Origin of the sequence: Terrirhizobium terrae (genome assembly GCF_030323265.1) — a bacterium.
Lineage (GTDB): Bacteria > Pseudomonadota > Alphaproteobacteria > Rhizobiales > Rhizobiaceae > Neorhizobium.
The window spans coordinates 248,765-270,392 of record NZ_CP104990.1 but is presented as its reverse complement, the minus strand read 5'-3'; the positions used below and the strand labels follow the sequence as shown (position 1 = coordinate 270,392).

The window sequence follows — 21,628 nt, the reverse complement described above, 5'->3', positions numbered from 1 at the left end:
CTCAGTTCTCCAGCCATGCGGGGTCGCGCTGCAGCACATCCAGCCGCTCACGCGGATGATCGAGGCTCGGCAGCGCGTTGAGAAGGCCTTGGGTATAGGGGTGTTTCGCCTGGTCGAGATCGGCCGCCGCGATAGTTTCCACCACGCGGCCGGCATACATGATGATCACCCGATCGCAGAAACTGCGCACGAGGTTCAGGTCATGGCTGATGAACAGCAGGCCGATATTGCGCTCGACGACGAGTTCATCGAGGATCGACAGAACCTGCTGGCGCACCGTCACGTCAAGCGCTGAGGTCGGTTCATCCGCGATGATGAGGAAGGGGAGGCGATCAGCATCATCGAGATCATGATGCGCTGGCCCATGCCGCCGGAGACCTCGTGCGGATAAAGGTCGAAGACCCGCTCGGGGTCGCGGATGTTGACGCGTTCAAGCATGGCGAGCGTACGCTCGCGGGCTTCCTCGGGCTGGCGCGCTCGTGCAGGATCACCGTCTCGGAAATCTGCTCGCCGACCGTCATGACCGGGTTCAGCGAATATTTCGGATCCTGCAGGATCATGGCAATCCGCCGGCCGCGAATAGCGAGCATCTCGTTCTCGCTGGCCGTCAGCAGGTCGACATCTTCGAATTGCAACCGGTCAGCCTTGACGATCGCCTTGGGTGGCTGCAGCCGCATGATGGCGCGGCCGGTCGTGCTTTTGCCGGAACCGGATTCGCCGATAATGCCAACCTTTTCGCGACCGACGTTGAAAGAGACGTTGCGCACGGCACGAGTAATGCCCGAAAGCGTCGGAAACTCGACGGACATGTTCTCGACCGTCAGGATTGTGTCGGGTGCTTTAACCATTGCGGGGATCCATGATGTCGCGCAGCCCGTCGCCGAGCAGGTTGAAGGCAAGGCTGACCGTCAGGATCGCAAGTCCTGGAACCGTCGTCAGCCACCAGGCATCGAGCAGGTACTGGCGACCGGACGCCGCCATCGCGCCCCATTCCGCCATCGGCGGCTGGGCTCCGAGCCCGAGGAAACCAAGCCCGGCGGCCGTCAGGATGATGCTTGACATGTTGAGTGTCAGGCGCACGATGATGGAGGGCGCGCAAAGCGGCACGATATGCCGCAGCAGGATGCGACCGATACCGGCTCCCTGCAGTTCTGCCGCGACGACGAAATCGGCATTGCGGAACGTCAGCGTTTCGGCACGAGCGAGGCGGGCGATCGGTGGCCAGACGGTCAGCGCAATGGCGATGACCGCATTTTCGATGCCCGGGCCAAGCGCTGCGGAAAAGGCCAGAGCGAGAACGAGGCTCGGAAAGGACAGGAAGATGTCGGTGATGCGCATCAGCACGACATCCACCCAGCCGCCGAGATAACCGGCCGTGGCGCCGATGACGAAACCGATCGGTGCGACGATGACGGTGACGAGGATGGTGATATAGAGCGTCGTGCGGGCGCCGTAGATCAGGCGGGAGAAAACATCGCGTCCGAACTCATCGGTACCGAACCAGTGCGCCGGTGAGGGCGCCTGCAGTGCCATCGCGAAATCCTGCGTGAAGGGATCGTGGATCGCGATGACAGGCGCCAATGCTGCTATGACGACAAGCAAAAGCACAACCGCAAAGCCCGCAAAAGCCAGAGGGTTTGCAAGGAGGCTCAGCCAGGCGAGATAGATGTTGTGCAATCTGGCCTGACGCGAGGAGGTGAACTCCTCGCTGATCAGCCAGTCATGCAGATTTGAGAAAGTGCCGGACTTTGCCATTTAGCGGGTCCTCGGATCGATGAAGCGGTAGACGATGTCGGAAAGCAGGTTGATGGCGATCGAAATGATGCCGATCAGAAGCACGCTGCCGAGCACGGCATTCATGTCGGCGAAGAAGAGTGCCGAGGTGAGATAGGAGCCGAGACCGGGCCAGGCAAAAACAGTTTCGATCAGCACCGTGCCGTCCAGCAAACCGCAATAGGCAAGCGCGATAACGGTCAGAAGCTGAACACGGATGTTTCGGAATGCATGTCGCCACACGATCGGACGCTGACCAAGCCCTTTCGCGCGCGCGGTCAGAATGTATTCCTGCCGAAGCTGCTCAAGCATGAAGCTGCGCGTCATGCGGCTGAGATAGGCCATTGATGCATAGCCGAGGATGACTGCCGGTGCGATGATGTGGTGCAAGGCACTGCGAAACACATCCCAATGACCACCAAGGGCGGAATCGATCAGAATGAAGTTCGTGCGCGCCTGCACGATGCCTTCGTCATAGAGGTAGATGCGGCCGCCGGGGGAATGGCACCGAGATAGGCGTAAAAAACCAGAATGACGATCGTGCCGAGCCAGAAGATCGGTGTCGAGTAACCCAAAAGGCCAACGACACGCGCGACATGGTCAACCCATGTTCCCCTTCGCACAGCGGCAATGACACCAAGCGGGATGCCCAGCCCCGCACCGATGATCGTTGCCAGAGTCGCCAGTTCGATCGTGGCCGGAAAGACGCGGGCGAGGTCTTTCGAAACGGGCTGCTTGGTGATGATCGACTGGCCGAAATCCAGATGGACGACATCGCTGAGATAACCGGCGAACTGGACATAGATCGGCTGGTCCAGCCCCATTTCCTTGTAAACACGATCATAGGTCGCCTGATCCGCCTGATCGCCGATCACCGCGATGACGGGGTCGGCAGGGACCATGCGGCCAACGGTAAAGGTGATCATCATCAGGCCCAGCAGGGTCGTCAGGATCACCACGAACGAGGCCGCGACCTTGCCCGCAGCTTTTGGAAGCGCGGATTTTCTGGGCGCAGAGGTATCTGAGGTCTGGATAATGCTCATACCGCTATCCTTGAAATTTTATAAGGTCACTCGGACTTGGTCACGGTATCCCAGCGGGTCAGCCATGTCGGATGGCCGACATATCCCTTCACTTCCTTGCGTACCGCTTTCGGATCGGTGCGCTGGAAAGAGGTGACGAGTGCGGGGGAGGCGCGCAGATAAGCCTCGTTGATCCGTGCATAAAGCGCGTCGCGTTTTTCCGCGTCCGTCTCATGGGCGGCCGCAATGACCATGTTCTGGATATCTTTCGGAACGTCCCAGGCGGATCGCCAGGCCACCAGGCCGGACAGCTTTGCATCGTCGGCATTGTTGGCATTGGTGGCATAGGATTGCAGGACCGCGTGCGGGTCGGGCAGCCGCTCGCCGGTGCGCGACGAGAACAGTTCGAACTGGCGGGCACGGAATTTTCCGATCTGGTCGCCGATCTGCAGGTCGAGCTTGATGCCGGCCTTGGCGGCGTTGTTCTGCAGCGAAATGCCGACTTCGGATTCCGGTGTGCCGGGCTGGGCGAAATAGACTTTCGAGAAACCGTCCGGATAACCCGCTTCGGCCAGCAATTGCTTGGCCTTGTCTATATCGAGTTTGTAAGGCATCGCATCCGATGCGCCGGGCAGGCCGGCGGGGATGATGGTCTGCTGTTTGGTGCCGTAATATTTCATCACGGAATTGGCTAGGCCATCATAATCGATGAGATAGCGGAAAGCCTCGCGGACTTTGGGATTGGAAAGGATCTCGTCCTTTTGGTTGAGAGCCAGATAATAAAATCCGAAGCCCGGCACCTTCTGCACGGTCACCTTGCCGTCTCTCTCAAGACCGGAAAGGTCCGTCGATGACAGACGGGTGGCAACGTCGACGTCACCGGCGTCGATCTGCAAGCGCTGCGCCGATGATTCCGGCACATGCCCCATGTACACGCGCCGCATTGCCGGCATGCCCTTCCAGTAATCCTTGAAGGCATCGGCGATCAGCAGCTGATTGGAACGCCAGGTGACGAGCGAGTAGGGGCCGGAGCCCGCGTCCGCCGTCTGCAGGTAGTTGCGTGCCCAGTCGCCGTCCTTTTCCTTGTCGGCGAGAAACGCGCTGTCGACGATGGAGGTCGAATAGCTGGCAAGGGAATAGAGGATGAGATTGGGATTCCAGACTTCCGGCGTCTGAAGCACAAGCGTGTGGTCGTCTTCCGCCCGGATCAACTGATCCACGTTCTTGGCCGAAAAGCCCCATTGGCGGAGGTCCGTTGACGGGGCCAGCCCCAGCTTGACCAGCCGATGCAGCGACCATTCGACATCGCGTGCCGTCACCGGATTGCCCGAATGGAAGGTCACGCCCTGCCGGATCTTGAAGGTGAAGGTCTTGCCATCATCGGAGATCGTCCAGCTTTCCGCAAGGGATGGCTGAGGATCAGTGATGTTATCAGGCGGCAGGGAGATCAGGCGGTCGTAGAGGTTTGCAACCACCTCGGCGGCTTCCAGCTGGTTGATCTCGTGGGGATCAAGGCCGCGCATCGTCGTCATCATGATCGCGATGACCAGCTCGTCCTTTGGCGTCGCGGCAATAACCGGGCCGAGTGCCGTGACAGTGATGGCGCACGCAAGAAGCGCACGTTTCAACGCCTTCATATTTGCCTCCCAAGGCTCCTCAACCTCGCCATGTCGAATTTCAGTATCGACATGGATTTCAAATCTGATATATCAAATTTCATACAAATTGATCCTCGTCAACGGATTTCCGGAAAATGACTGCTGCCACCTCATCCTCTTCAAACCAGGCCGGATTCGAGAAAATCGATGGCAGCTTCCAGATGACGGTGCGCGACCATGTTCATCGCGCCATGCGCAGTGCCATCATTTCCGGGCGTTTCGAGCCGGGCCAGAAGATCAACGAACGTAACCTTGCCGAGCAGTTCGGAGTCAGCACGACGCCGATCAAGGAAGCCTTGCGCCAGCTGGAGACGGAAGGGCTGGTGGAGGCGCTGCCGCGGCGCGGCGTGGTCATTCGCTTCAGCATGTCCTGGGCGGAGGAGATGATTCTTGCCCGCGCCGCGCTGGAATCCATGATCGCGCATCTGGCGGCAAAGCGTATCGATGAAAAAGGCAAGGCCGCGCTCTCGGTAATCGCCAATCGCATGAAGGACGCAACTGCATCCGGCGATGCCGATAGTCTGATTGCGCTCAACGAAACGTTTCACGATCACGTCCACAAAAGTTCGCAATGCGGTTATCTCGCCAAGCTCATCGAGCGGCAGCAGTTTTATGACGCAAGCATTCGCCGGATCATCCATCTCGATCCGACCGAGCGGCAGAAGGCACTGGACGAGCATGTCGCCATTGCCGAGGCGATTGCCGCAGGCGACGCCGACAAGGCCGAGCGGACCATGCGCGACCATGTCGTGCGATCCGGCGACACGTATCTGAGCATCGTTTTCAAGAAAAAGGGAGAGGTCTGACGTGAGTGATAAAATGAAAACCGTCAGGAAGGCGCTGACCGGAATTTCCGGCGTACCGGTGACACCTTACAAGAGCGATGGCTCGATCGATGTCGCCAAGCTGAAGACGCTGATCAAGGGAATGGCGCAGGCGCGGGTGCATAACCTTATGGCCGCCGGCAATACGGGCGAATTTTTTACGCTGACGATGGATGAAGTGCGGGAGGTGCATGCCGCAACTATCGAGGCTGCGGATGGCAAGGCGCTGGTGAGCGCCGCTGTTGGTCGCTCGCTTGCGGAGGCGAAGGCGCTTGCGAAGGATGCGATCGCAGCGGGAGCAGACGCGATCATGGGCCATCATCCAATGGACCCATTTGCCGGCCCGTCCTATCAGGCCGGCTACTTCCTCGAACTCGCCGATTTTTCGACGGTTCCTGTCATCGCCTACGTCCGCAGCGACAGTTTTTCGGTTGCCGATTTTCGAAAGCTCGCTCTTCATCCCAACATCGCCGGCATCAAGTTCGCCTCTCCCAACCTGATGCTCCTGTCGGAAGTCATTCGCTCCACGCAGGATGCGCCGGCCATCTGGGTCTGCGGCCTTGCCGAAGGTTGGGCACCGGCTTTCTACGCCATGGGTGCGCGCGGCTTCACCTCGGGCCTGGTCAACGTCTTCCCGGAGCGCTCGCATGCCATCCACCAGGCGCTGGAGGCTGGTGATTACGCCGGCGCCCGCGCTCTGATCGACGGCATTGCCGGCTTCGAGGCGCTGCGCACCAAATACAATAACGGCGCGAATGTCACGGTCGTCAAGGAAGCTCTCGGCATGCTCGGCACTGATGTCGGGCCGGTGCGCGTGCCGGGCGTGGTCGCGCTCAACGACGAGGAGCGAAACATTCTTCGCGGTATCGTTGATCGTGTCAAAGCCGAAGCGCTGGCTGCCTGAGCGGAGAAACGACGTGCATATTACCGGTATCAAAACCTACATGCAGCGCGTGGACGAGCGTCCGCGCCTTCTTTTGAAGATCGAGACGAGCGAAGGCATTTCCGGCTGGGGCGAATGCTATAATCACGGCCCCGACTGGGCGCTGCCGCCGCTTCTCGACTACCTCTTCCACCAAATCGAGGGCGAAGACCCGCGCCGGGTCGAGTTTCTCGTGCTGAAGCTCAACCAGCAATGCCGCTTTCCTCCCGGAGCCCTCGGCCTTGCCGCGATTTCCGCAATCGACCATGCGTTGTGGGATATTGCTGGCAAGGCCGCGGGTCTGCCGGTCTACATGCTGCTCGGCGGCAGCGTGCGCGATCGCGTCCGCGTCTATTGCGGCGTCTACACCGCACCGGATGCCGAACACGCGCTCGACCAGACGCTGAAGCTCAACGAGGATTACGGTTACACCGCCTTCAAACTCAGCCCCTATCGCCGCGATCTGCATTCTGGCCGCTGGGGCGAACTGGTGAAGGAGACGGGCGACTGGTTTGGCCGCATCCGCGAGATCACACCGTCGTATTTCGAATTTGCCTTCGATGCGCATGCAAAAATCTTCGAGCCCTACAAGGCCGTCCAGCTTGCAGCGGCCATCGCACCGAACGATCCATTCTTCTATGAGGAGCCGATCCGCCCCGAACATATCCCGGCCTGGAAGGAGCTGAAGTCGAAGGTCAACGTGCCGCTCGCCACCGGCGAGTCGCTGTATAACCGCTTCGAATTCCTCAATCTGTTGACCCAGCAGGGCGCCGATATCATCCAGCCGGACATCTGCGTCGTCGGTGGCGTTTCGGAGATGCGGCGCATCGCAACGATCGCCGAAGCCCATTACGTCACCGTGGCACCACATAACCCGATGGGACCGCTGGCAACCGCCGTCAACGTGCATTTCTGCGCGGCACAGCCGAATTTCCAGGTGCTGGAATTCAAGCCGCATGGCCATGCGCCCTGGGCACTCGACCCCTATATGCCGGTTGACGGGCACATGGAACTGCGTCCCGATCGGCCGGGCTGGGGCATCGAGATCGACGAGAAAGTGCTCGAGAAGGACGACTATGTCCACTGGGAGCGCAAGGTCACCCGTAAGCCGGACGGCTCGACGGCATATCCTTGATGAAAGGTGATGCCATCGTGCGGCTTCTTATCAAGAGCACGATGGCATCACCCTGAAAAAGGGCGGCTCTGTTGGTCAGATTATTCTTCGCGGAGCCGATGGTACGACGTGGTTCTGGAGATGGCTCGAACGCAACCCTGCTTCGCTGGGAGCATTCGTCTTTCCGGCTCGTTAGAACCCGCTTCCGGCGAGTGAAGTGGACAGCAATCCATTGGCCCAAACGCCTGCAGAGAATATGGACGCAAACAGGGCAAGCGCTGGAACCAAGTCCATCAAGCCAACGGTGAGCGCAGCCTTTGCCCCTGCAAGCAATCTTGCCATTCCTGAAACCATCGCCGGAAGATCCAAATAGTAGTGGTCGTTCAGGCCATTTAATTCTCTGAGCGGTGATCGGTTCCATAGCAGTTCACACAATATCGGTGATCTGAAGATCGGACCGGAGCGATGGCTGACGATATAGTCGGTTTGACGCTACCGGACACGATCCTCGCCATTGACCCGATCGCAACGAGACCACGATCAGACAACGTCATTTTTCCGCTTTTCGCCAAAGGTTGAAGTCTTGATGTGCGAGGCGCGTCAATCGTCCAATACTGCGCGGGCGCCTGGAACAAGGGTTGGAAATAGAAACACAGGGCCTAGTTCAACGATAAGCAATCCTCGCCGTTCGCGATAGATCAGGAGTTTCCGATGAAATCGAAGGCCGCCGACGTCATGACGGAAGTGCTGCACGCTGCAGGTGTCAAGAGAATCTATGGCATCGTCGGAGACAGCCTGAATGGCCTGACCGAATCCCTTCGCAAACGCGGTGATATAGAATGGGTCCACACGAGGCATGAAGAGGCAGCCGCCTTCGCGGCCGGCGCGGAAGCGCATCTCACAGGCCAGCTGGCGGTCTGCGCAGGAAGCTGCGGCCCGGGCAACCTGCATTTGATCAATGGTCTGTTCGACTGCCACCGATCGGGTGTCCCGGTTCTCGCCATTGCAGCGCAAATCCCTTCAGACGAGATCGGACGCGGCTATTTCCAGGAGACCCATCCGGATCAGCTTTTTCGTGAATGCAGTCACTATTGCGAACTGGTGAGCCAACCGGAGCAACTTCCAGGCGTTCTTGAGGCTGCGATCCGTGCGGCTGTGGGCAAACGGGGCGTCGCTGTAATTGTCATACCTGGCGACGTGGCACTTGCCGACTTGACGGCAAAAATCTCTGCACCTGCTGCGCTCAAACTTGAAAAGCCCAGCGTGGTCCCGCCAGAAAGTCAGATCGATAGCCTGCTGGCACTGCTTGAAGACAGTTCGAAAGTAACGCTTCTGTGCGGTCGGGGCTGCGAGGGCGCCCATGACGAACTGGTATCATTCGCCGCCCGGCTGAAGGCGCCCGTCGTACACGCTCTCGGCGGGAAAGAGCATGTCGAATGGGAAAACCCGTATGATGTCGGCATGACGGGCCTGATCGGCTTTTCGTCGGGCTACAAGGCGATGCTCGACTGCGATACCTTGATTATGTTGGGCACGGATTTCCCTTATCGGCAATTCTATCCAACGGATGCGAAGGTGATACAGGTCGATATTCGGCCTGAAAATCTTGGCCGCAGAACCCCTCTCGACCTCGCTATCGTGGGGGACGTGAAGTCCACCCTTGAGGCCGTTCTGCCGAGGCTTGAAGAGCGCAAGGATGTGAAGCATCTGGATCGCTGCCTTGCAGCCTACCGAAAGGCGAGAGAAGGACTGGATGAACTCGCGACGGGACGAAAGGGAGGAGCGATCCATCCGCAACACGTCGCACGGCTACTCAGCGAACAGGCCGCCGATGACGCGGTCTTCACGTTCGACGTCGGTACCCCAACAGTGTGGGCCGCACGCTACTTGAAAATGAATGGAAAGCGCCGCCTGATCGGTTCGTTGGTCCATGGATCGATGGCGAATGCGCTGCCCCAGGCAATCGGAGCGCAATCAGCCTGCAGGGACCGGCAGATCATCAGCATGTCCGGAGATGGCGGGTTTACGATGCTGATGGGAGATTTTCTTACGCTCGTGCAACAAGAGCTACCGGTAAAGGTGATCGTCTTCAACAATTCATCGCTTGGTTTCGTGGCCATGGAGATGAAGGCGGCCGGTTATCTGGAAACAGGCACCGACCTGAAGAACCCCGATTTTGCCGCGCTTGCGCGGGCGGCCGGCGTCCACGCGGTGCGCGTCGAAGATCCGGCGGAACTCGACCGTGGGATCGAGGCGGTCTTGCGCCATCCGGGACCGGCACTGCTCGACGTCGTCACCAATCCGCAAGAGCTCTCCATCCCACCGAAAATCAAGGCCGCACAAGTCATGGGCATGAGCTTATGGGCGGCGAAGGCTGTGATGAATGGTCGCGGTGACGAACTTCTCGACGTGACGAGGTCAAACTTCTTTTCGCGGTGAGGACGCGGCATTGCTGGGCAATGCACCGACCCGTAGCGTCAGGGCGGCTTCAAGTCCCATTTTCAGCAATGCCGTAGATCGTTAAGACCACGATGTGCGGAAATGGCATCTCGGATCGCGGGAATGGTGTCATTGCCTTCGCGAAACAGGTTTATCATGATTGCCGCGGCCAACTCAGCTTCCGGGCTGTCTTTATCGATATTGGCCAGCCCAATCCATTCGGCGAAAGCGGTATCGACTATGGCAAGCTCGGTCGGTCCGAATGTGGTCTCGAAGAATTTCTTCATGGGGTCCTTTACCTCGGTGCCGCCGCATGTGGGAAGAAGCCGCCCATCCGTCAACCCAGGCTGTTTTTCACGTTGTCGGCATCCGGTACGAAGGCCACAAGGCGCATCGGGATTGGAGGCGCCTAGCGCAAGGTTCCATTCATCTTCAAGTGAAGACCGGTACCTCGGCGCCCGATGCTAAAGAGCGGCGCTATTCCTCGCTCTCCTCATCCCAATCGTCGTGCGCGGAAGGCGGTGTCGGCCCGAGATCCGGGTTCTCTGCAAGCCACGCATCGCTGGCTTGCTGCCAATGTTCGTGATCCCTTCCCTCCGGACGACCGTCCTGTTCCCAAAGTCTATAGGCTCTGGCCGCGATCCATTCATGTTTATCCGACATTCCGTGTCCTCCCTGCTATCCACCGGAAGAACCTGGAGATGCAGAAGCAACAATCAATGTCCGATACCGTACGGAAGCCGGTAACAGAATTGCGAGACGCTACGGCAGGGCAGGGAGGTCATCCCGTGCCACGACCAACTTGATCCCCCATATTGCGCCTCGCCGACACAACTTTAGACTTTAGAAAGCTGGCTCCTGTGCCAGCGACTTCCAAAATGCCCGCGCCACGGGAAAATATCATTCTGGAACCAATGGGACGAGGATGCGTTGCGCAGGGACGGACGGATGCAAATTGCGGCATCCATGCGGGCAGGGGACATGAAATTGATGACGGGTAACGTGCCGACCGACGTAAGACGGCCAAGGAGCGCCGACCCTTGGGTTATAAAGCACTGTCCTCTGACGATCCCTCTGCTTGCTTTTGTCCTCAGCTCATGTTCCGGGCCTCAATCAACGCTTGATCCGGCCGGATCGGAAGCATCACATGTGGCGCAGCTCTTCTTTGTCATGATCTTTGGCGGCGGCATCATCTGGTGTGCCGTCGTGGCAAGCCTGATCTACGCCTCGCGCAAGAAGCACGTGCATTCGGAGGAAAGTGCAGGTCGCGTTATTCTTTGGGGCGGTGCTATCCTGCCGACAATCATACTTTGCGCTCTTCTTTCCTACGGGATGTGGCTCATGCCGGCTATCCGTCCCTGGGTGCCGGCTGACCAGCCGATATCGCGTATCGAAGTGACCGGGGAACAGTTTTGGTGGCGCGTCCGATATCTGGATGAGGCGGGCGCAACACTGTTTGAGACGGCCAACGAGGTCCGCATTCCGGTCGGCGAGCCTGCCCATTTTTCCCTGAAGGCGACTGACGTCCTCCATTCATTCTGGGTCCCATCGCTCGGGGGCAAAATGGACATGATCCCCGGTCGCACGAACGGCCTGACGCTGACTGCGGAGAGGGAAGGAATTTATAATGGCGTATGCGCCGAGTTTTGTGGGGAATCCCACGCGCTTATGGCGTTTCGGGTAAAGGCTGTCGCTCCGGATGCCTTCGAAGCCTGGCTTTCCGCGCGCAGCGTCAAGACACGATCCATCGAGCCTGACCAAGCGAAAGGCCTCGCCGTCTTCCTCAAGAACGGCTGCGGTGCCTGCCACACGATTTCGGGCACGGCCGCCAACGGCCGCATCGGGCCGGACCTGACAGCCTTCGGCGAGCGCGCAACTCTGGCTGCGGGCACACTGCCCCATACAGCCAAGGATATTGCTCGCTTCGTCGCCGACCCTGGCAAGATCAAGCCGGGTGTGAAGATGCCGCATTTCCGCATGTTGCCCGAGGACGAAATCAAAAAGATCGCTGAATTTCTGAAGGAGCTCAGGTGATGGTGGAGCTCGGTAATTTTTCGCCCGAGGAGCGGCAAGCGCAGGAGGAGCGGCTGCGCAAGGTTTGGAAGACGCCGGGCGGCTGGCGCTACTGGACCTCGGTCAACAACAGCGAGATCGGCCTCTGGTACGGTGTGACCGCCTTTGCCTTCATGCTGTTCGCCGGCCTCCTGGGTCTGCTCATGCGCGCACAGCTCGTGGTGCCGAACAATGATCTCATCTCTGCCGATCTGTTCAATCAGGCCTTCACCCTGCATGGCACGGTGATGATGTTCCTGTTCGCGGTGCCGATCTTCGAGGCGATCGCGATCTTCCTTCTGCCCTCCATGCTCGGCGCCCGCGAACTGCCGTTTCCGCGTCTTTCCGCCTTCGGCTACTGGAGCTTTCTGCTCGGCGGCATTTTTGTCTGCGGCTCGATCTTCTTCAATGCGGCACCCAACGCCGGCTGGTTCATGTATCCGCCGCTCGCAACCGACAAGGAATATGCCGGCATCGGCGCGGATATATGGCTCCTCGGCCTCTCCTTCATCGAGGTTGCCTCGATCGCCGCCGCCGTCGAGATCATCGTCGGCATCATGAAGTGCCGCGCGCCGGGCATGCGCATCAACATGATGCCGATGTTCGCCTGGTATCTTTTGATCGTCGCCGGGATGATCCTATTCGCCTTCCCGCCGTTGATCGCCGGGGACATCCTGTTTGAGATGGAGCGGATGTTCGACTGGCCGTTCTTCGATGTCTCGCGCGGTGGCGATCCGCTCTTATGGCAGCACCTGTTCTGGATCTTCGGCCACCCGGAGGTCTATATCATCTTCCTGCCGGCCATCGCGCTGATGGCGATGATCGTGCCGACCTTCTCGCAGCGGCCGATCGTCGGCTACTCCTGGATCGTTCTCGCCGCCGTTGGAACGGGTTTCCTCAGTTTCGGCCTGTGGGTGCATCACATGTTCACCACAGGCCTGCCGCAGATCTCGCTCGCCTTCTTTTCCGCAGCGTCCGAAGCTGTGGCCATCCCAACCGGGGTGCAGATCTTCGTGTTCATCGCCACCATGCTGGCCGGCCGGGTAATCTTCTCCGTGCCGATGCTGTTTGGGGCAGGGGGACTGGCGACCTTCACCATCGGCGGGTTGACCGGGGTGATGGTGGCGCTCGCGCCCTTTGACTGGCAGGCGCATGACACCTATTTCATCGTCGCCCACCTGCATTACGTCCTGATCGGCGGCATGTTCTTCCCGATCGTTGCCGGCATTTACTATTATTTCCCCTTCGTCACCGGGAAGAAGCTTTCGGATGCCTGGGGCAAGGTTGCCTTCTGGCTGATGTTCGTCGGCTTCAATGTCGGCTTCTTCCCGATGCATTTCTCCGGTCTGCGCGGCATGCCAAGACGCGTCTTCACCTATCCGGAAGAGGTCGGCTGGGACGTGTTCAATATGATTTCGACGATCGGCGCCTTCATTTTCGCCGCCGGTGTCGCCACCTTCGTCATCGATATCTTCCGCCCGAAACGGGACCCGAAGGTGCGCAATCTCAATCCCTGGAATGCCGGGACGCTGGAATGGACCAACGATCCGTCCGAGGACTGGGGCATGCGCTCGGTGCCGATCATCACCAGCCGCTATCCGCTCTGGGAGCAGGAGAACCTGCAGGCCGATATCGAGGCCGGGCGCTACTACCTTCCTGACGCGAAGTCCGGCAAGCGTGAAACGCTTGTCACTTCCGTGCTCGACGCCGAGCCGATCCAGTGCTTACGCGTTGGCGGCTCCTCCTATGTCACAATCATTGCGGCTCTCGCGCTCGGCGGTGTGTTCATTGCACTGACATTCCACTGGTGGATCCCGACGATCATATGTGCCGTCATCACCTTCGTCGCCATTCTCTGGTGGCTGTGGAACGGCACCGCACAAATTCCGGAGGCGGAAGAGGTTGATGTTGGCCTCGGGCAAAAACTCCCCGTCTATGTGTCCGGCCCGGCCTCGGTCGGCTGGTGGGCGATGTTCATCACCATGGTCGGCGACGGAACCGCCTTTGCCAGCCTGATCTTCGGCTATTTCTTCTATTGGACCGTACATGAAGATTTTACTGCCGGCGCTGCAGGTCCCGGCGCGCTGTGGCCGATGGTGGCGCTCGTCCTCTTCGTCGTCGCCTGGCTTCTCACTATTGCGGCAAGGGAGCTGAACGAAAAGGGGCCGGCGGGCTGTCGCATTGCGCTCGTCGCCGGCGCTTTCGTCACTATAGCTGCCTGCCTTGCAGGTCTCGCCGGCCCCTATTTCCACGGTATGGATCCCACCTCCAACGTTTATCCCGCAACCGTCTGGATCATCGCCATCTGGACCGTTACCCATGGCGCGGTCGGGGTCATCATGCAGGCCTATTGCCTTGTCGGCAGCCTTACCGGACGAGTTACGGCGGCCTATGATCAAGATATCCGCAACGTGACGCTCTACTGGCATTTCATGGCCTTTACCGCCGTCGTCACCTTCGCGGTCCTGGGCCTCTTTCCGATGGTGAGCGCATGAAGAGCGTCATCCCGCGCGAGGTGGAAAGCCTCTGGACCCTGTTTACCGCACCGACCGTGTGGGCAGTGCATTTCGTCGGCTGTTATGCGACAGTCGCCGTCTACTGCGCCAAGGCTGCATCCCTGGACTTCGGCTTCGGCACGGTGCGGCTTCTTCTCGCAGGCTTCACCGTCGTCGCATTGGCAGTCATCGTTCTTTCCGCCTGGCTGGCGTGGCGGCAATGGGGCTTCGGCGTACAAGACCCGCCCCACGACGAGCCAACGAGTAAAGCCCGAACCCTGTTTCAGGGTTATGCAACGCTGCTTCTCTCGGGCCTCAGTTTCATCGCCGTCGTCTATGCCGCCATTCCGCTGATCTTCATCGCGGAGTGCCAGCGATGAAGCATACGTCGCTCTATGTCGGTGTGATCCTGCTCATGGCGCTCTGGGCGGTTCTGCTGCCCTTAGCCGACCGGGCCTCCTTCACCATCCACATGATCGCTCACATGGGCGTTGTGGCCGGCGCGGCGCCGCTCATCGCCATCGGTCTTTCGGGTACGCGCTTCGATCTCCCGGCACGCTGGCCGTGGTTCTCGCCGATCGTCGCATCACTCTTGGAACTCGTCGCCGTCTGGATCTGGCACATCCCGACCTTTCGGGCGCTGTCGGAAAGTTCTCCATCAATCGCCGCGGTGGAGCAGGTCACCTTTCTCGTGGCAGGTCTGGCGCTGTGGCTCTCCTGTCTCGGTGGACTGGAAGCGGGCAGGGGCGGGCGACGCATGGCCGGGGCCGTCGGCCTGCTGTTTACCTCCATGCACATGACGCTGCTCGGCGCATTGCTGGCGCTTTCGCCGCGAGCACTCTACGGCGACGGCGAGGTGAGTTGCTTCGGCATTGCGCTCAGCCCGGTCGTCGATCAACAGGCGGGTGGTGTCATCATGCTTCTGGTGGGAGCGGCGGTCTATCTTGCCGGCGGCGTGTCGCTTCTGGCCACGACGCTCAATTCCGGGATTCCACAAGCACCGCGCAGGAGAGGCTGATGACCATCCGCTGGAAACACTTGATCGTGCTTGCCGTCCTTGCGCCGCTTCTCGGCCTTGCCGTGGGCTGGTCCGGCTTGATGAGCGTGCGAGCGTCGACCGGCCATTGGGCAATCACCGACTGGTTTCTGCATTGGGTCATGCGCAATTCAGTCTCTGTCCGTGCGGTGGCGACTGGCGACGTGCCACCGCTTGGCGATCCGGCGCTCGTGCCAGGTGCTGCGGGCCATTTCGAGACCGGCTGTGCCGTCTGTCACGGTTCACCGGCCCAGCCGAGACCGGATTCCGTACTGGCCATGCTGCCCCCGCCACCCGATCTCAAAACGGTTGTGCCCGAATGGTCGGATGCCGAACTTTTCGAGATCGTCAAGCACGGCGTGCGCTTCACCGGCATGCCTGCATGGCCCGTCCAGTCGCGCGATGACGAGGTCTGGTCGATGGTGGCGTTTCTCCGCAAATTGCCGGACATGGATGCGCAGGCCTACATCAAGGCATCCGGCCTGCACGGTATCGGTCACGCCGGCGAAGTCTCGCCTTTGCCAATCACCTGCGAAAGCTGTCACGCCGAGGCCAAGCTGAGCGACGATAGCTACATTCCGAGGCTTGCCGGACAGTCGGAGGCGTATCTCCTTAATGCGTTGAAGGCCTATGCGGACAAGCAACGCCCGAGCGGCATCATGCAGGTGGCTGTCGGCACCTTGCCGAGCGAAGGCCTGCCCGAACTGGCGGCCTATTACGCCAACCAGAACCTTGGGGACCGGGCAGATACGGCCCATGATCCGGCTCTGGTAGAGAAAGGACGCCTGCTGGCGGAGCAAGGCCGCGCGGCTGACAAGGTCCCGGCTTGCCTGAGTTGCCACGACAAGCAGGACGGGAACCCCGCCTATCCCAAACTGACGGGCCAGAACTCGGCTTATCTGCGTCAGCAATTGGCGCTGTTCCACGCGGGCACCCGCGGAGGCTCTTCCTTTGCGCATCTGATGACGAATGCTGCCAAGGAACTGAAGCCTGAAGATATCGATGCACTTGCAGCCTACTTCAGCCAACGATGACAGGGAGATATGACGAGACTGAGAGTTCCATAATTCAGCTTATGCGATCTTCGTATGTAAGGGCTATTTAGTAATGCGACAGTTGGGCCAGTTAGAGATGCGACAGTCTCGCCTCTCGACGCACTGGTCAAAGCCAACGTTGGGAGCAAGGATGACGATCTTCAGCCTGGTCGAGACCATGAGCGGTCGGAGTCGTCATGTCCTTTATGATCACCATGTCGCAGAAAGAGTTGCATCGCCTCGAACTCATCCAGAAGATTCGTGACGAACGCCTGAGCGTCGTCCAGGCGGCCGAACGGCTCGACCTCAGTCGAAGTCAGGTCCATCGGCTTCTGCAGGCCTATGACCGGGATGGTCCGGCCGGTCTTGTTTCAAAAAAGCGATCACGGCCGAGCAATCGGCGCCATAGCGAAGAGTTCCGCAATGCGGCGCTGGATCTGATCCGCGAACGTTATCTGGATTTCGGCCCGACGCTGGCGCGCGAGAAGCTGATCGAGCTGCACCGGATTTCTGTCGCCAAGGAGACGCTGCGGCAATGGATGACCGAGGCTGGTATCTGGGTCTCACGCCGGGAACGCAAGAAACGGGTTTTCCAGCCACGCGGCCGACGTGACTGCTTTGGCGAACTGGTGCAGATCGATGGCTCACATCACTGGTGGTTCGAGAACCGTGGCCCCAAATGCGCCCTGCTCGTCTATATCGATGACGCGACTGGCAAGCTGCTGCATCTACGGTTTGCTGGCTCGGAGAATACATTCGACTATCTGCATGCGACGAAGGCCTATCTACAGCAATGGGGCAAGCCGCTGGCGTTTTACAGCGACAAACACGGCGTTTTCCGCTCGCTCCATCCGTCGAAGAAAGACCGGACGAGCGGCCTGACGCAGTTCGGCCGGGCGCTTTATGAGCTGAACATTAACATCATCTGTGCCAACACCCCGCAGGCCAAGGGGCGTGTGGAACGTGCCAACCAGACATTGCAGGATCGGCTGGTGAAGGAGATGCGGCTTCGCGGCATCGACACGATCGAGGAAGCCAACGCCTATGCGCCTGACTTCATTGCAGATTTCAACGTGCGTTTCGGCAAACAGCCGCGCAATCCGAAGGACATGCACCGGCCGTTGGCCGATCACGAGAACCTTGATGGCGCCATGTGCCGCAAGGAAGTTCGCACGCTGTCACAGGCTTTGACGCTGCGCTACGACAAGGTGCTGTTCATCCTTGATCCGACCGAGATTTCCACGCCTTTGGCGGGTAAGAAGGTGATCGTCTGCGACTATCCAGACGGACGGCTCGAGATCATGCATGAGAGCTTTGCCCTGCCCTATAGAACCTTTGACACGTTACGCTCGGTGCATCGTGCCGAGGTCGTCAACAACAAGCGGCTGGACGACATGCTGTCGATCGTCGCCGAGATGCAGGCTGGACGGGAACAGCAACGGAGCAAGAGCGGTCCCCGGCGCACCGGGCAGAAAGATCATATGTTCGGTATTCGGGACGGCAGCAAGGCCAACGGCTATCAGAAGCGTGGCCGTAAGCCGAGGACAGATTACATGAACGATCCGGCGGTGATTGCACGGCGAGAGAAAGCGTTATTGAGGCAGCCAGCGGCGGAATAGAGATCGTCAGTGTACGCCGATGTCGCTTTGCATATCTGATTCCAGCTGCAAGCAGGCGGACCAAAGCGGCGTCTTGTGGAAGGCTCCGTCTTGAAGAAGCGTGAGCCCTTCTCGTGTCTCATAAAGCAGGCCCAGCCAGCACAGACGCCGCAGGACACCATATTGGAGATCGGATTTCAGCTCCCAGGCTTCCAGGGTCATTTCGGTGTCTGACAGAGGTTCCATGTCTGGATAAAGGATCTTAACAATGTCTAATGGCGTGCAGCCCTCTCTCGCCTTGATGTTGAGAAGATTGAGGAGCATGCGCCACCAACGAAACCGAGCTTGGACCTCTTGCTTGCGCTCGGTGGCGTGGACATAGGAATAGAGATAATCGGTGGCGATCAGATCGAAGAAGGCTTGCGGGTTCACCAGAAACTCGCGACCTCGTTTGGTTGGCACTAGCACATCCTTTTTCCGGCGAAGAAGCTGCATGTGGCGGGTCATGTCCCGCACGACCCAGAGCGGCGGCATGTCGCTTTCGTTCAGAACTTTGTTCATGCTGTAGAGGTCTACGGCCGTGAAGTTGGGCCAGAGGAAGTTCACAGCGGCCCAATGCACGAATTTGCGGTTCATGGCGCCGGTCGCGGTCAATCCTATGCCGCCCTCACCGTCGGCATAGGCAACGGACAGCAGCATGCCGCGAAGAAGAGGTGACAGCGCGGCGACATCGACGTTACCCTGCAGCTTGATTTCCGGAAGCATCGCGCGGCTTTGATCCCTACCCGCCCAATGCGGTGTAAACGAGTATCAGTCGACAACGACACAATTGCCACTGAGAAAGCTAAAGCCCAAAGGGAGCGTCATCACCCGCCCCCGCTCCTCCCTTGCAACCCGGCCCAGCCGGTCGGATCGGGGGCTGATCGTCGGAGCCAGTGTCGCATCTCTAACTGGCCGACAGCGTCGCAGCCCTATCCAGCTTTGACATCGTATGTAGCGGCTATTTAGTAATGCGACAGTTGGGCCAGTTAGAGATGCGACAATCTCGCCTCTCGACGCACTGGTCAAAGCCAACGTTGGGAGCAAGGATGACGATCTTCAGCCTGGTCGAGACCATGAGCGATCGGAATCGTCATGTCCTTTATGATCACCATGTCGCAGAAAGAATTGCGTCGCCTCGAGCTTATCCAGAAGATCCGTGACGAACGCCTGAGCGTTGTCCAGGCTGCCGAACGGCTCGACCTCAGTCGAAGTCAGGTCCATCGGCTGCTGCAAGCCTATGACCGGGATGGTCCGGCCGGGCTCGTTTCCAGGAAGCGATCTCGTCCGAGCAACCGGCGCCACAGCGAGGAGTTTCGCAATGCGGCGCTGGATCTGATCCGCGAACGCTATCTGGATTTCGGTCCGACGCTGGCGCGTGAGAAGCTGATCGAGCTGCACCATATCTCTGTCGCCAAGGAGACGCTGCGACAATGGATGACCGAGGCCGGTATCTGGGTCTCACGCAGAGAACGCAAGAAACGGGTTTTCCAGCCACGCGGCCGGCGTGATTGCTTTGGTGAGCTGGTGCAAATCGATGGCTCACATCACTGGTGGTTCGAACCGTGGGCCCAAATGCGCCCTGCTCGTCTATATCGATGACGCGACCGGCAAGCTGCTGCATCTACGGTTTGCTGGCTCGGAGAATACATTCGACTATCTGCATGCGACGAAGGCCTATCTACAGCAATGGGGCAAGCCGCTGGCGTTTTACAGCGACAAACACGGCGTTTTCCGCTCGCTCCATCCGTCGAAGAAAGACCGGACGAGCGGCCTGACGCAGTTCGGCCGGGCGCTTTATGAGCTGAACATTAACATCATCTGTGCCAACACCCCGCAGGCCAAGGGGCGTGTGGAACGTGCCAACCAGACATTGCAGGATCGGCTGGTGAAGGAGATGCGGCTTCGCGGCATCGACACGATCGAGGAAGCCAACGCCTATGCGCCTGACTTCATTGCAGATTTCAACGTGCGTTTCGGCAAACAGCCGCGCAATCCGAAGGACATGCACCGGCCGTTGGCCGATCACGAGAACCTTGATGGCGCCATGTGCCGCAAGGAAGTTCGCACGCTGTCACAGGCTTTGACGCTGCGCTACGACAAGGTGCTGTTCATCCTTGATCCGACCGAGATTTCCACGCCTTTGGCGGGTAAGAAGGTGATCGTCTGCGACTATCCAGACGGACGGCTCGAGATCATGCATGAGAGCTTTGCCCTGCCCTATAGAACCTTTGACACGTTACGCTCGGTGCATCGTGCCGAGGTCGTCAACAACAAGCGGCTGGACGACATGCTGTCGATCGTCGCCGAGATGCAGGCTGGACGGGAACAGCAACGGAGCAAGAGCGGTCCCCGGCGCACCGGGCAGAAAGATCATATGTTCGGTATTCGGGACGGCAGCAAGGCCAACGGCTATCAGAAGCGTGGCCGTAAGCCGAGGACAGATTACATGAACGATCCGGCGGTGATTGCACGGCGAGAGAAAGCGTTATTGAGGCAGCCAGCGGCGGAATAGAGATCGTCAGTGTACGCCGATGTCGCTTTGCATATCTGATTCCAGCTGCAAGCAGGCGGACCAAAGCGGCGTCTTGTGGAAGGCTCCGTCTTGAAGAAGCGTGAGCCCTTCTCGTGTCTCATAAAGCAGGCCCAGCCAGCACAGACGCCGCAGGACACCATATTGGAGATCGGATTTCAGCTCCCAGGCTTCCAGGGTCATTTCGGTGTCTGACAGAGGTTCCATGTCTGGATAAAGGATCTTAACAATGTCTAATGGCGTGCAGCCCTCTCTCGCCTTGATGTTGAGAAGATTGAGGAGCATGCGCCACCAACGAAACCGAGCTTGGACCTCTTGCTTGCGCTCGGTGGCGTGGACATAGGAATAGAGATAATCGGTGGCGATCAGATCGAAGAAGGCTTGCGGGTTCACCAGAAACTCGCGACCTCGTTTGGTTGGCACTAGCACATCCTTTTTCCGGCGAAGAAGCTGCATGTGGCGGGTCATGTCCCGCACGACCCAGAGCGGCGGCATGTCGCTTTCGTTCAGAACTTTGTTCATGCTGTAGAGGTCTACGGCCGTGAAGTTGGGCCAGAGGAAGTTCACAGCGGCCCAATGCACGAATTTGCGGTTCATGGCGCCGGTCGCGGTCAATCCTATGCCGCCCTCACCGTCGGCATAGGCAACGGACAGCAGCATGCCGCGAAGAAGAGGTGACAGCGCGGCGACATCGACGTTACCCTGCAGCTTGATTTCCGGAAGCATCGCGCGGCTTTGATCCCTACCCGCCCAATGCGGTGTAAACGAGTATCAGTCGACAACGACACAATTGCCACTGAGAAAGCTAAAGCCCAAAGGGAGCGTCATCACCCGCCCCCGCTCCTCCCTTGCAACCCGGCCCAGCCGGTCGGATCGGGGGCTGATCGTCGGAGCCAGTGTCGCATCTCTAACTGGCCGACAGCGTCGCAGCCCTATCCAGCTTTGACATCGTACGTGGCCGCGAAGTTGGGATGCCCCTTCTCTGCAAAGTTGGAATCGCAAATTGCTCTAACATCCATCGAAGACGGCAAGCAGCCGGAAACAGGGAACAAAACCGTCACGCAGGGGTTTAATTTCCTCGTCTCGGCG

16 protein-coding genes and 3 pseudogenes are annotated in these 21,628 nt (G+C 59.2%); 11 read left to right on the top strand and 8 right to left on the bottom strand.

What is annotated here, in order from left to right; all coding sequences use genetic code 11:
• Position 1: 1 nt before the first annotated feature.
• The 4 genes and pseudogenes from N7E02_RS01290 to N7E02_RS01275 all read right to left on the bottom strand — a co-directional run bounded on the left by N7E02_RS01290 (position 2) and on the right by N7E02_RS01275 (position 4,432).
• Positions 2-848 (bottom strand): annotated as a pseudogene (locus tag N7E02_RS01290) (ABC transporter ATP-binding protein).
• Positions 841-1,755, bottom strand: coding sequence for an ABC transporter permease (locus N7E02_RS01285; protein ID WP_286578290.1), 915 nt, complete (start codon positions 1,753-1,755; stop codon positions 841-843). Before N7E02_RS01285 ends, N7E02_RS01290 begins: the two are co-directional and overlap by 8 nt.
• Positions 1,756-2,816: pseudogene (locus N7E02_RS01280) on the bottom strand (ABC transporter permease).
• Positions 2,817-2,842: 26 nt separating this feature from the next.
• Complete coding sequence (locus tag N7E02_RS01275) at positions 2,843-4,432, bottom strand: ABC transporter substrate-binding protein (RefSeq protein WP_286578289.1); 1,590 nt, start codon at positions 4,430-4,432, stop codon at positions 2,843-2,845.
• A gap of 116 nt (positions 4,433-4,548) precedes the next feature.
• Between N7E02_RS01275 and N7E02_RS01270 the strand changes: the two genes are divergently transcribed.
• The 4 genes from N7E02_RS01270 (at position 4,549) to poxB (ending at position 9,752) form a co-directional block, all read left to right on the top strand.
• Complete coding sequence (locus N7E02_RS01270; protein ID WP_286578288.1) at positions 4,549-5,259, top strand: GntR family transcriptional regulator; 711 nt, start codon at positions 4,549-4,551, stop codon at positions 5,257-5,259.
• Positions 5,260-5,272: 13 nt separating this feature from the next.
• The gene (locus tag N7E02_RS01265) at positions 5,273-6,181 is read left to right on the top strand and encodes a dihydrodipicolinate synthase family protein (RefSeq protein WP_286578391.1); all 909 of its coding nucleotides are present in this window, start codon (positions 5,273-5,275) and stop codon (positions 6,179-6,181) included.
• A 13-nt stretch (positions 6,182-6,194) separates the two neighbouring features.
• A complete protein-coding gene (locus N7E02_RS01260) occupies positions 6,195-7,334 on the top strand; it encodes a mandelate racemase/muconate lactonizing enzyme family protein (RefSeq protein ID WP_286578287.1) in 1,140 nt (379 codons plus the stop codon).
• A 690-nt stretch (positions 7,335-8,024) separates the two neighbouring features.
• Positions 8,025-9,752, top strand: a complete 1,728-nt coding sequence (gene poxB, locus N7E02_RS01255) for a ubiquinone-dependent pyruvate dehydrogenase (RefSeq protein WP_286578286.1) — start codon at positions 8,025-8,027, stop codon at positions 9,750-9,752.
• 62 nt (positions 9,753-9,814) lie between these two features.
• Here poxB and N7E02_RS01250 read toward each other — a convergent pair whose 3' ends face one another.
• Complete coding sequence (locus tag N7E02_RS01250; RefSeq protein ID WP_286578285.1) at positions 9,815-10,039, bottom strand: hypothetical protein; 225 nt, start codon at positions 10,037-10,039, stop codon at positions 9,815-9,817.
• Between the two features lie 190 nt (positions 10,040-10,229).
• Positions 10,230-10,415: a DUF2934 domain-containing protein gene (locus N7E02_RS29985; RefSeq protein ID WP_374730613.1), complete on the bottom strand. Its 186-nt coding sequence runs from the start codon at positions 10,413-10,415 to the stop codon at positions 10,230-10,232.
• Positions 10,416-10,901: 486 nt separating this feature from the next.
• Between N7E02_RS29985 and coxB the strand changes: the two genes are divergently transcribed.
• The 6 genes from coxB (at position 10,902) to N7E02_RS01215 (ending at position 17,988) form a co-directional block, all read left to right on the top strand.
• On the top strand, positions 10,902-11,786 hold the full coding sequence (coxB, locus tag N7E02_RS01240) for a cytochrome c oxidase subunit II (RefSeq protein ID WP_286578284.1): 885 nt from the start codon (positions 10,902-10,904) through the stop codon (positions 11,784-11,786).
• Entirely contained in the window at positions 11,786-14,299 is a 2,514-nt protein-coding gene (gene ctaD / locus N7E02_RS01235; RefSeq protein WP_286578283.1) for a cytochrome c oxidase subunit I, read from the top strand. The genes coxB and ctaD overlap by 1 nt, the downstream gene beginning before the upstream one ends.
• Positions 14,296-14,679 carry a hypothetical protein gene (locus tag N7E02_RS01230; RefSeq protein ID WP_286578282.1) on the top strand — a complete coding sequence of 128 codons (384 nt, stop codon included), beginning with the start codon at positions 14,296-14,298 and terminating at the stop codon, positions 14,677-14,679. The genes ctaD and N7E02_RS01230 overlap by 4 nt, the downstream gene beginning before the upstream one ends.
• A complete protein-coding gene (locus N7E02_RS01225; RefSeq protein WP_286578281.1) occupies positions 14,676-15,317 on the top strand; it encodes a cytochrome c oxidase assembly protein in 642 nt (213 codons plus the stop codon). The genes N7E02_RS01230 and N7E02_RS01225 overlap by 4 nt, the downstream gene beginning before the upstream one ends.
• The gene (locus N7E02_RS01220; protein WP_286578280.1) at positions 15,317-16,369 is read left to right on the top strand and encodes a c-type cytochrome; all 1,053 of its coding nucleotides are present in this window, start codon (positions 15,317-15,319) and stop codon (positions 16,367-16,369) included. Before N7E02_RS01225 ends, N7E02_RS01220 begins: the two co-directional genes overlap by 1 nt.
• Positions 16,370-16,566: 197 nt before the next feature.
• Positions 16,567-17,988 (top strand): ISNCY family transposase, encoded by a 1,422-nt coding sequence (locus N7E02_RS01215; RefSeq protein WP_286578279.1) that lies wholly within the window; start codon positions 16,567-16,569, stop codon positions 17,986-17,988.
• A gap of 6 nt (positions 17,989-17,994) precedes the next feature.
• Here the strand turns inward: N7E02_RS01215 and N7E02_RS01210 are convergent, their stop codons facing one another.
• The gene (locus N7E02_RS01210; RefSeq protein WP_286578278.1) at positions 17,995-18,732 is read right to left on the bottom strand and encodes a hypothetical protein; all 738 of its coding nucleotides are present in this window, start codon (positions 18,730-18,732) and stop codon (positions 17,995-17,997) included.
• A 369-nt stretch (positions 18,733-19,101) separates the two neighbouring features.
• Here N7E02_RS01210 and N7E02_RS01205 point away from each other — a divergent pair.
• Positions 19,102-20,521 (top strand): annotated as a pseudogene (locus N7E02_RS01205) (ISNCY family transposase).
• A 6-nt stretch (positions 20,522-20,527) separates the two neighbouring features.
• Here N7E02_RS01205 and N7E02_RS01200 read toward each other — a convergent pair.
• Entirely contained in the window at positions 20,528-21,265 is a 738-nt protein-coding gene (locus N7E02_RS01200; protein WP_286578278.1) for a hypothetical protein, read from the bottom strand.
• Between the last annotated feature and the right edge of the window lie 363 nt (positions 21,266-21,628).

Bases quoted from the DNA above. Each gene is read 5' to 3' on its own strand.
- N7E02_RS01285 (WP_286578290.1), bottom strand. From the start codon at position 1,755: ATGGCAAAGTCCGGCACTTTCTCAAATCTGCATGACTGGCTGATCAGC.
- N7E02_RS01225 (WP_286578281.1), top strand. From the start codon at position 14,676: ATGAAGCATACGTCGCTCTATGTCGGTGTGATCCTGCTCATGGCGCTC.
- N7E02_RS01250 (WP_286578285.1), bottom strand. From the start codon at position 10,039: ATGAAGAAATTCTTCGAGACCACATTCGGACCGACCGAGCTTGCCATA.
- N7E02_RS01220 (WP_286578280.1), top strand. From the start codon at position 15,317: ATGACCATCCGCTGGAAACACTTGATCGTGCTTGCCGTCCTTGCGCCG.
- ctaD (WP_286578283.1), top strand. From the start codon at position 11,786: ATGGTGGAGCTCGGTAATTTTTCGCCCGAGGAGCGGCAAGCGCAGGAG.
- N7E02_RS01230 (WP_286578282.1), top strand. From the start codon at position 14,296: ATGAAGAGCGTCATCCCGCGCGAGGTGGAAAGCCTCTGGACCCTGTTT.
- N7E02_RS01265 (WP_286578391.1), top strand. From the start codon at position 5,273: ATGAAAACCGTCAGGAAGGCGCTGACCGGAATTTCCGGCGTACCGGTG.
- N7E02_RS01200 (WP_286578278.1), bottom strand. From the start codon at position 21,265: ATGCTTCCGGAAATCAAGCTGCAGGGTAACGTCGATGTCGCCGCGCTG.
- N7E02_RS01210 (WP_286578278.1), bottom strand. From the start codon at position 18,732: ATGCTTCCGGAAATCAAGCTGCAGGGTAACGTCGATGTCGCCGCGCTG.
- poxB (WP_286578286.1), top strand. From the start codon at position 8,025: ATGAAATCGAAGGCCGCCGACGTCATGACGGAAGTGCTGCACGCTGCA.
- N7E02_RS29985 (WP_374730613.1), bottom strand. From the start codon at position 10,415: ATGTCGGATAAACATGAATGGATCGCGGCCAGAGCCTATAGACTTTGG.
- N7E02_RS01215 (WP_286578279.1), top strand. From the start codon at position 16,567: ATGTCCTTTATGATCACCATGTCGCAGAAAGAGTTGCATCGCCTCGAA.
- N7E02_RS01275 (WP_286578289.1), bottom strand. From the start codon at position 4,432: ATGAAGGCGTTGAAACGTGCGCTTCTTGCGTGCGCCATCACTGTCACG.
- N7E02_RS01270 (WP_286578288.1), top strand. From the start codon at position 4,549: ATGACTGCTGCCACCTCATCCTCTTCAAACCAGGCCGGATTCGAGAAA.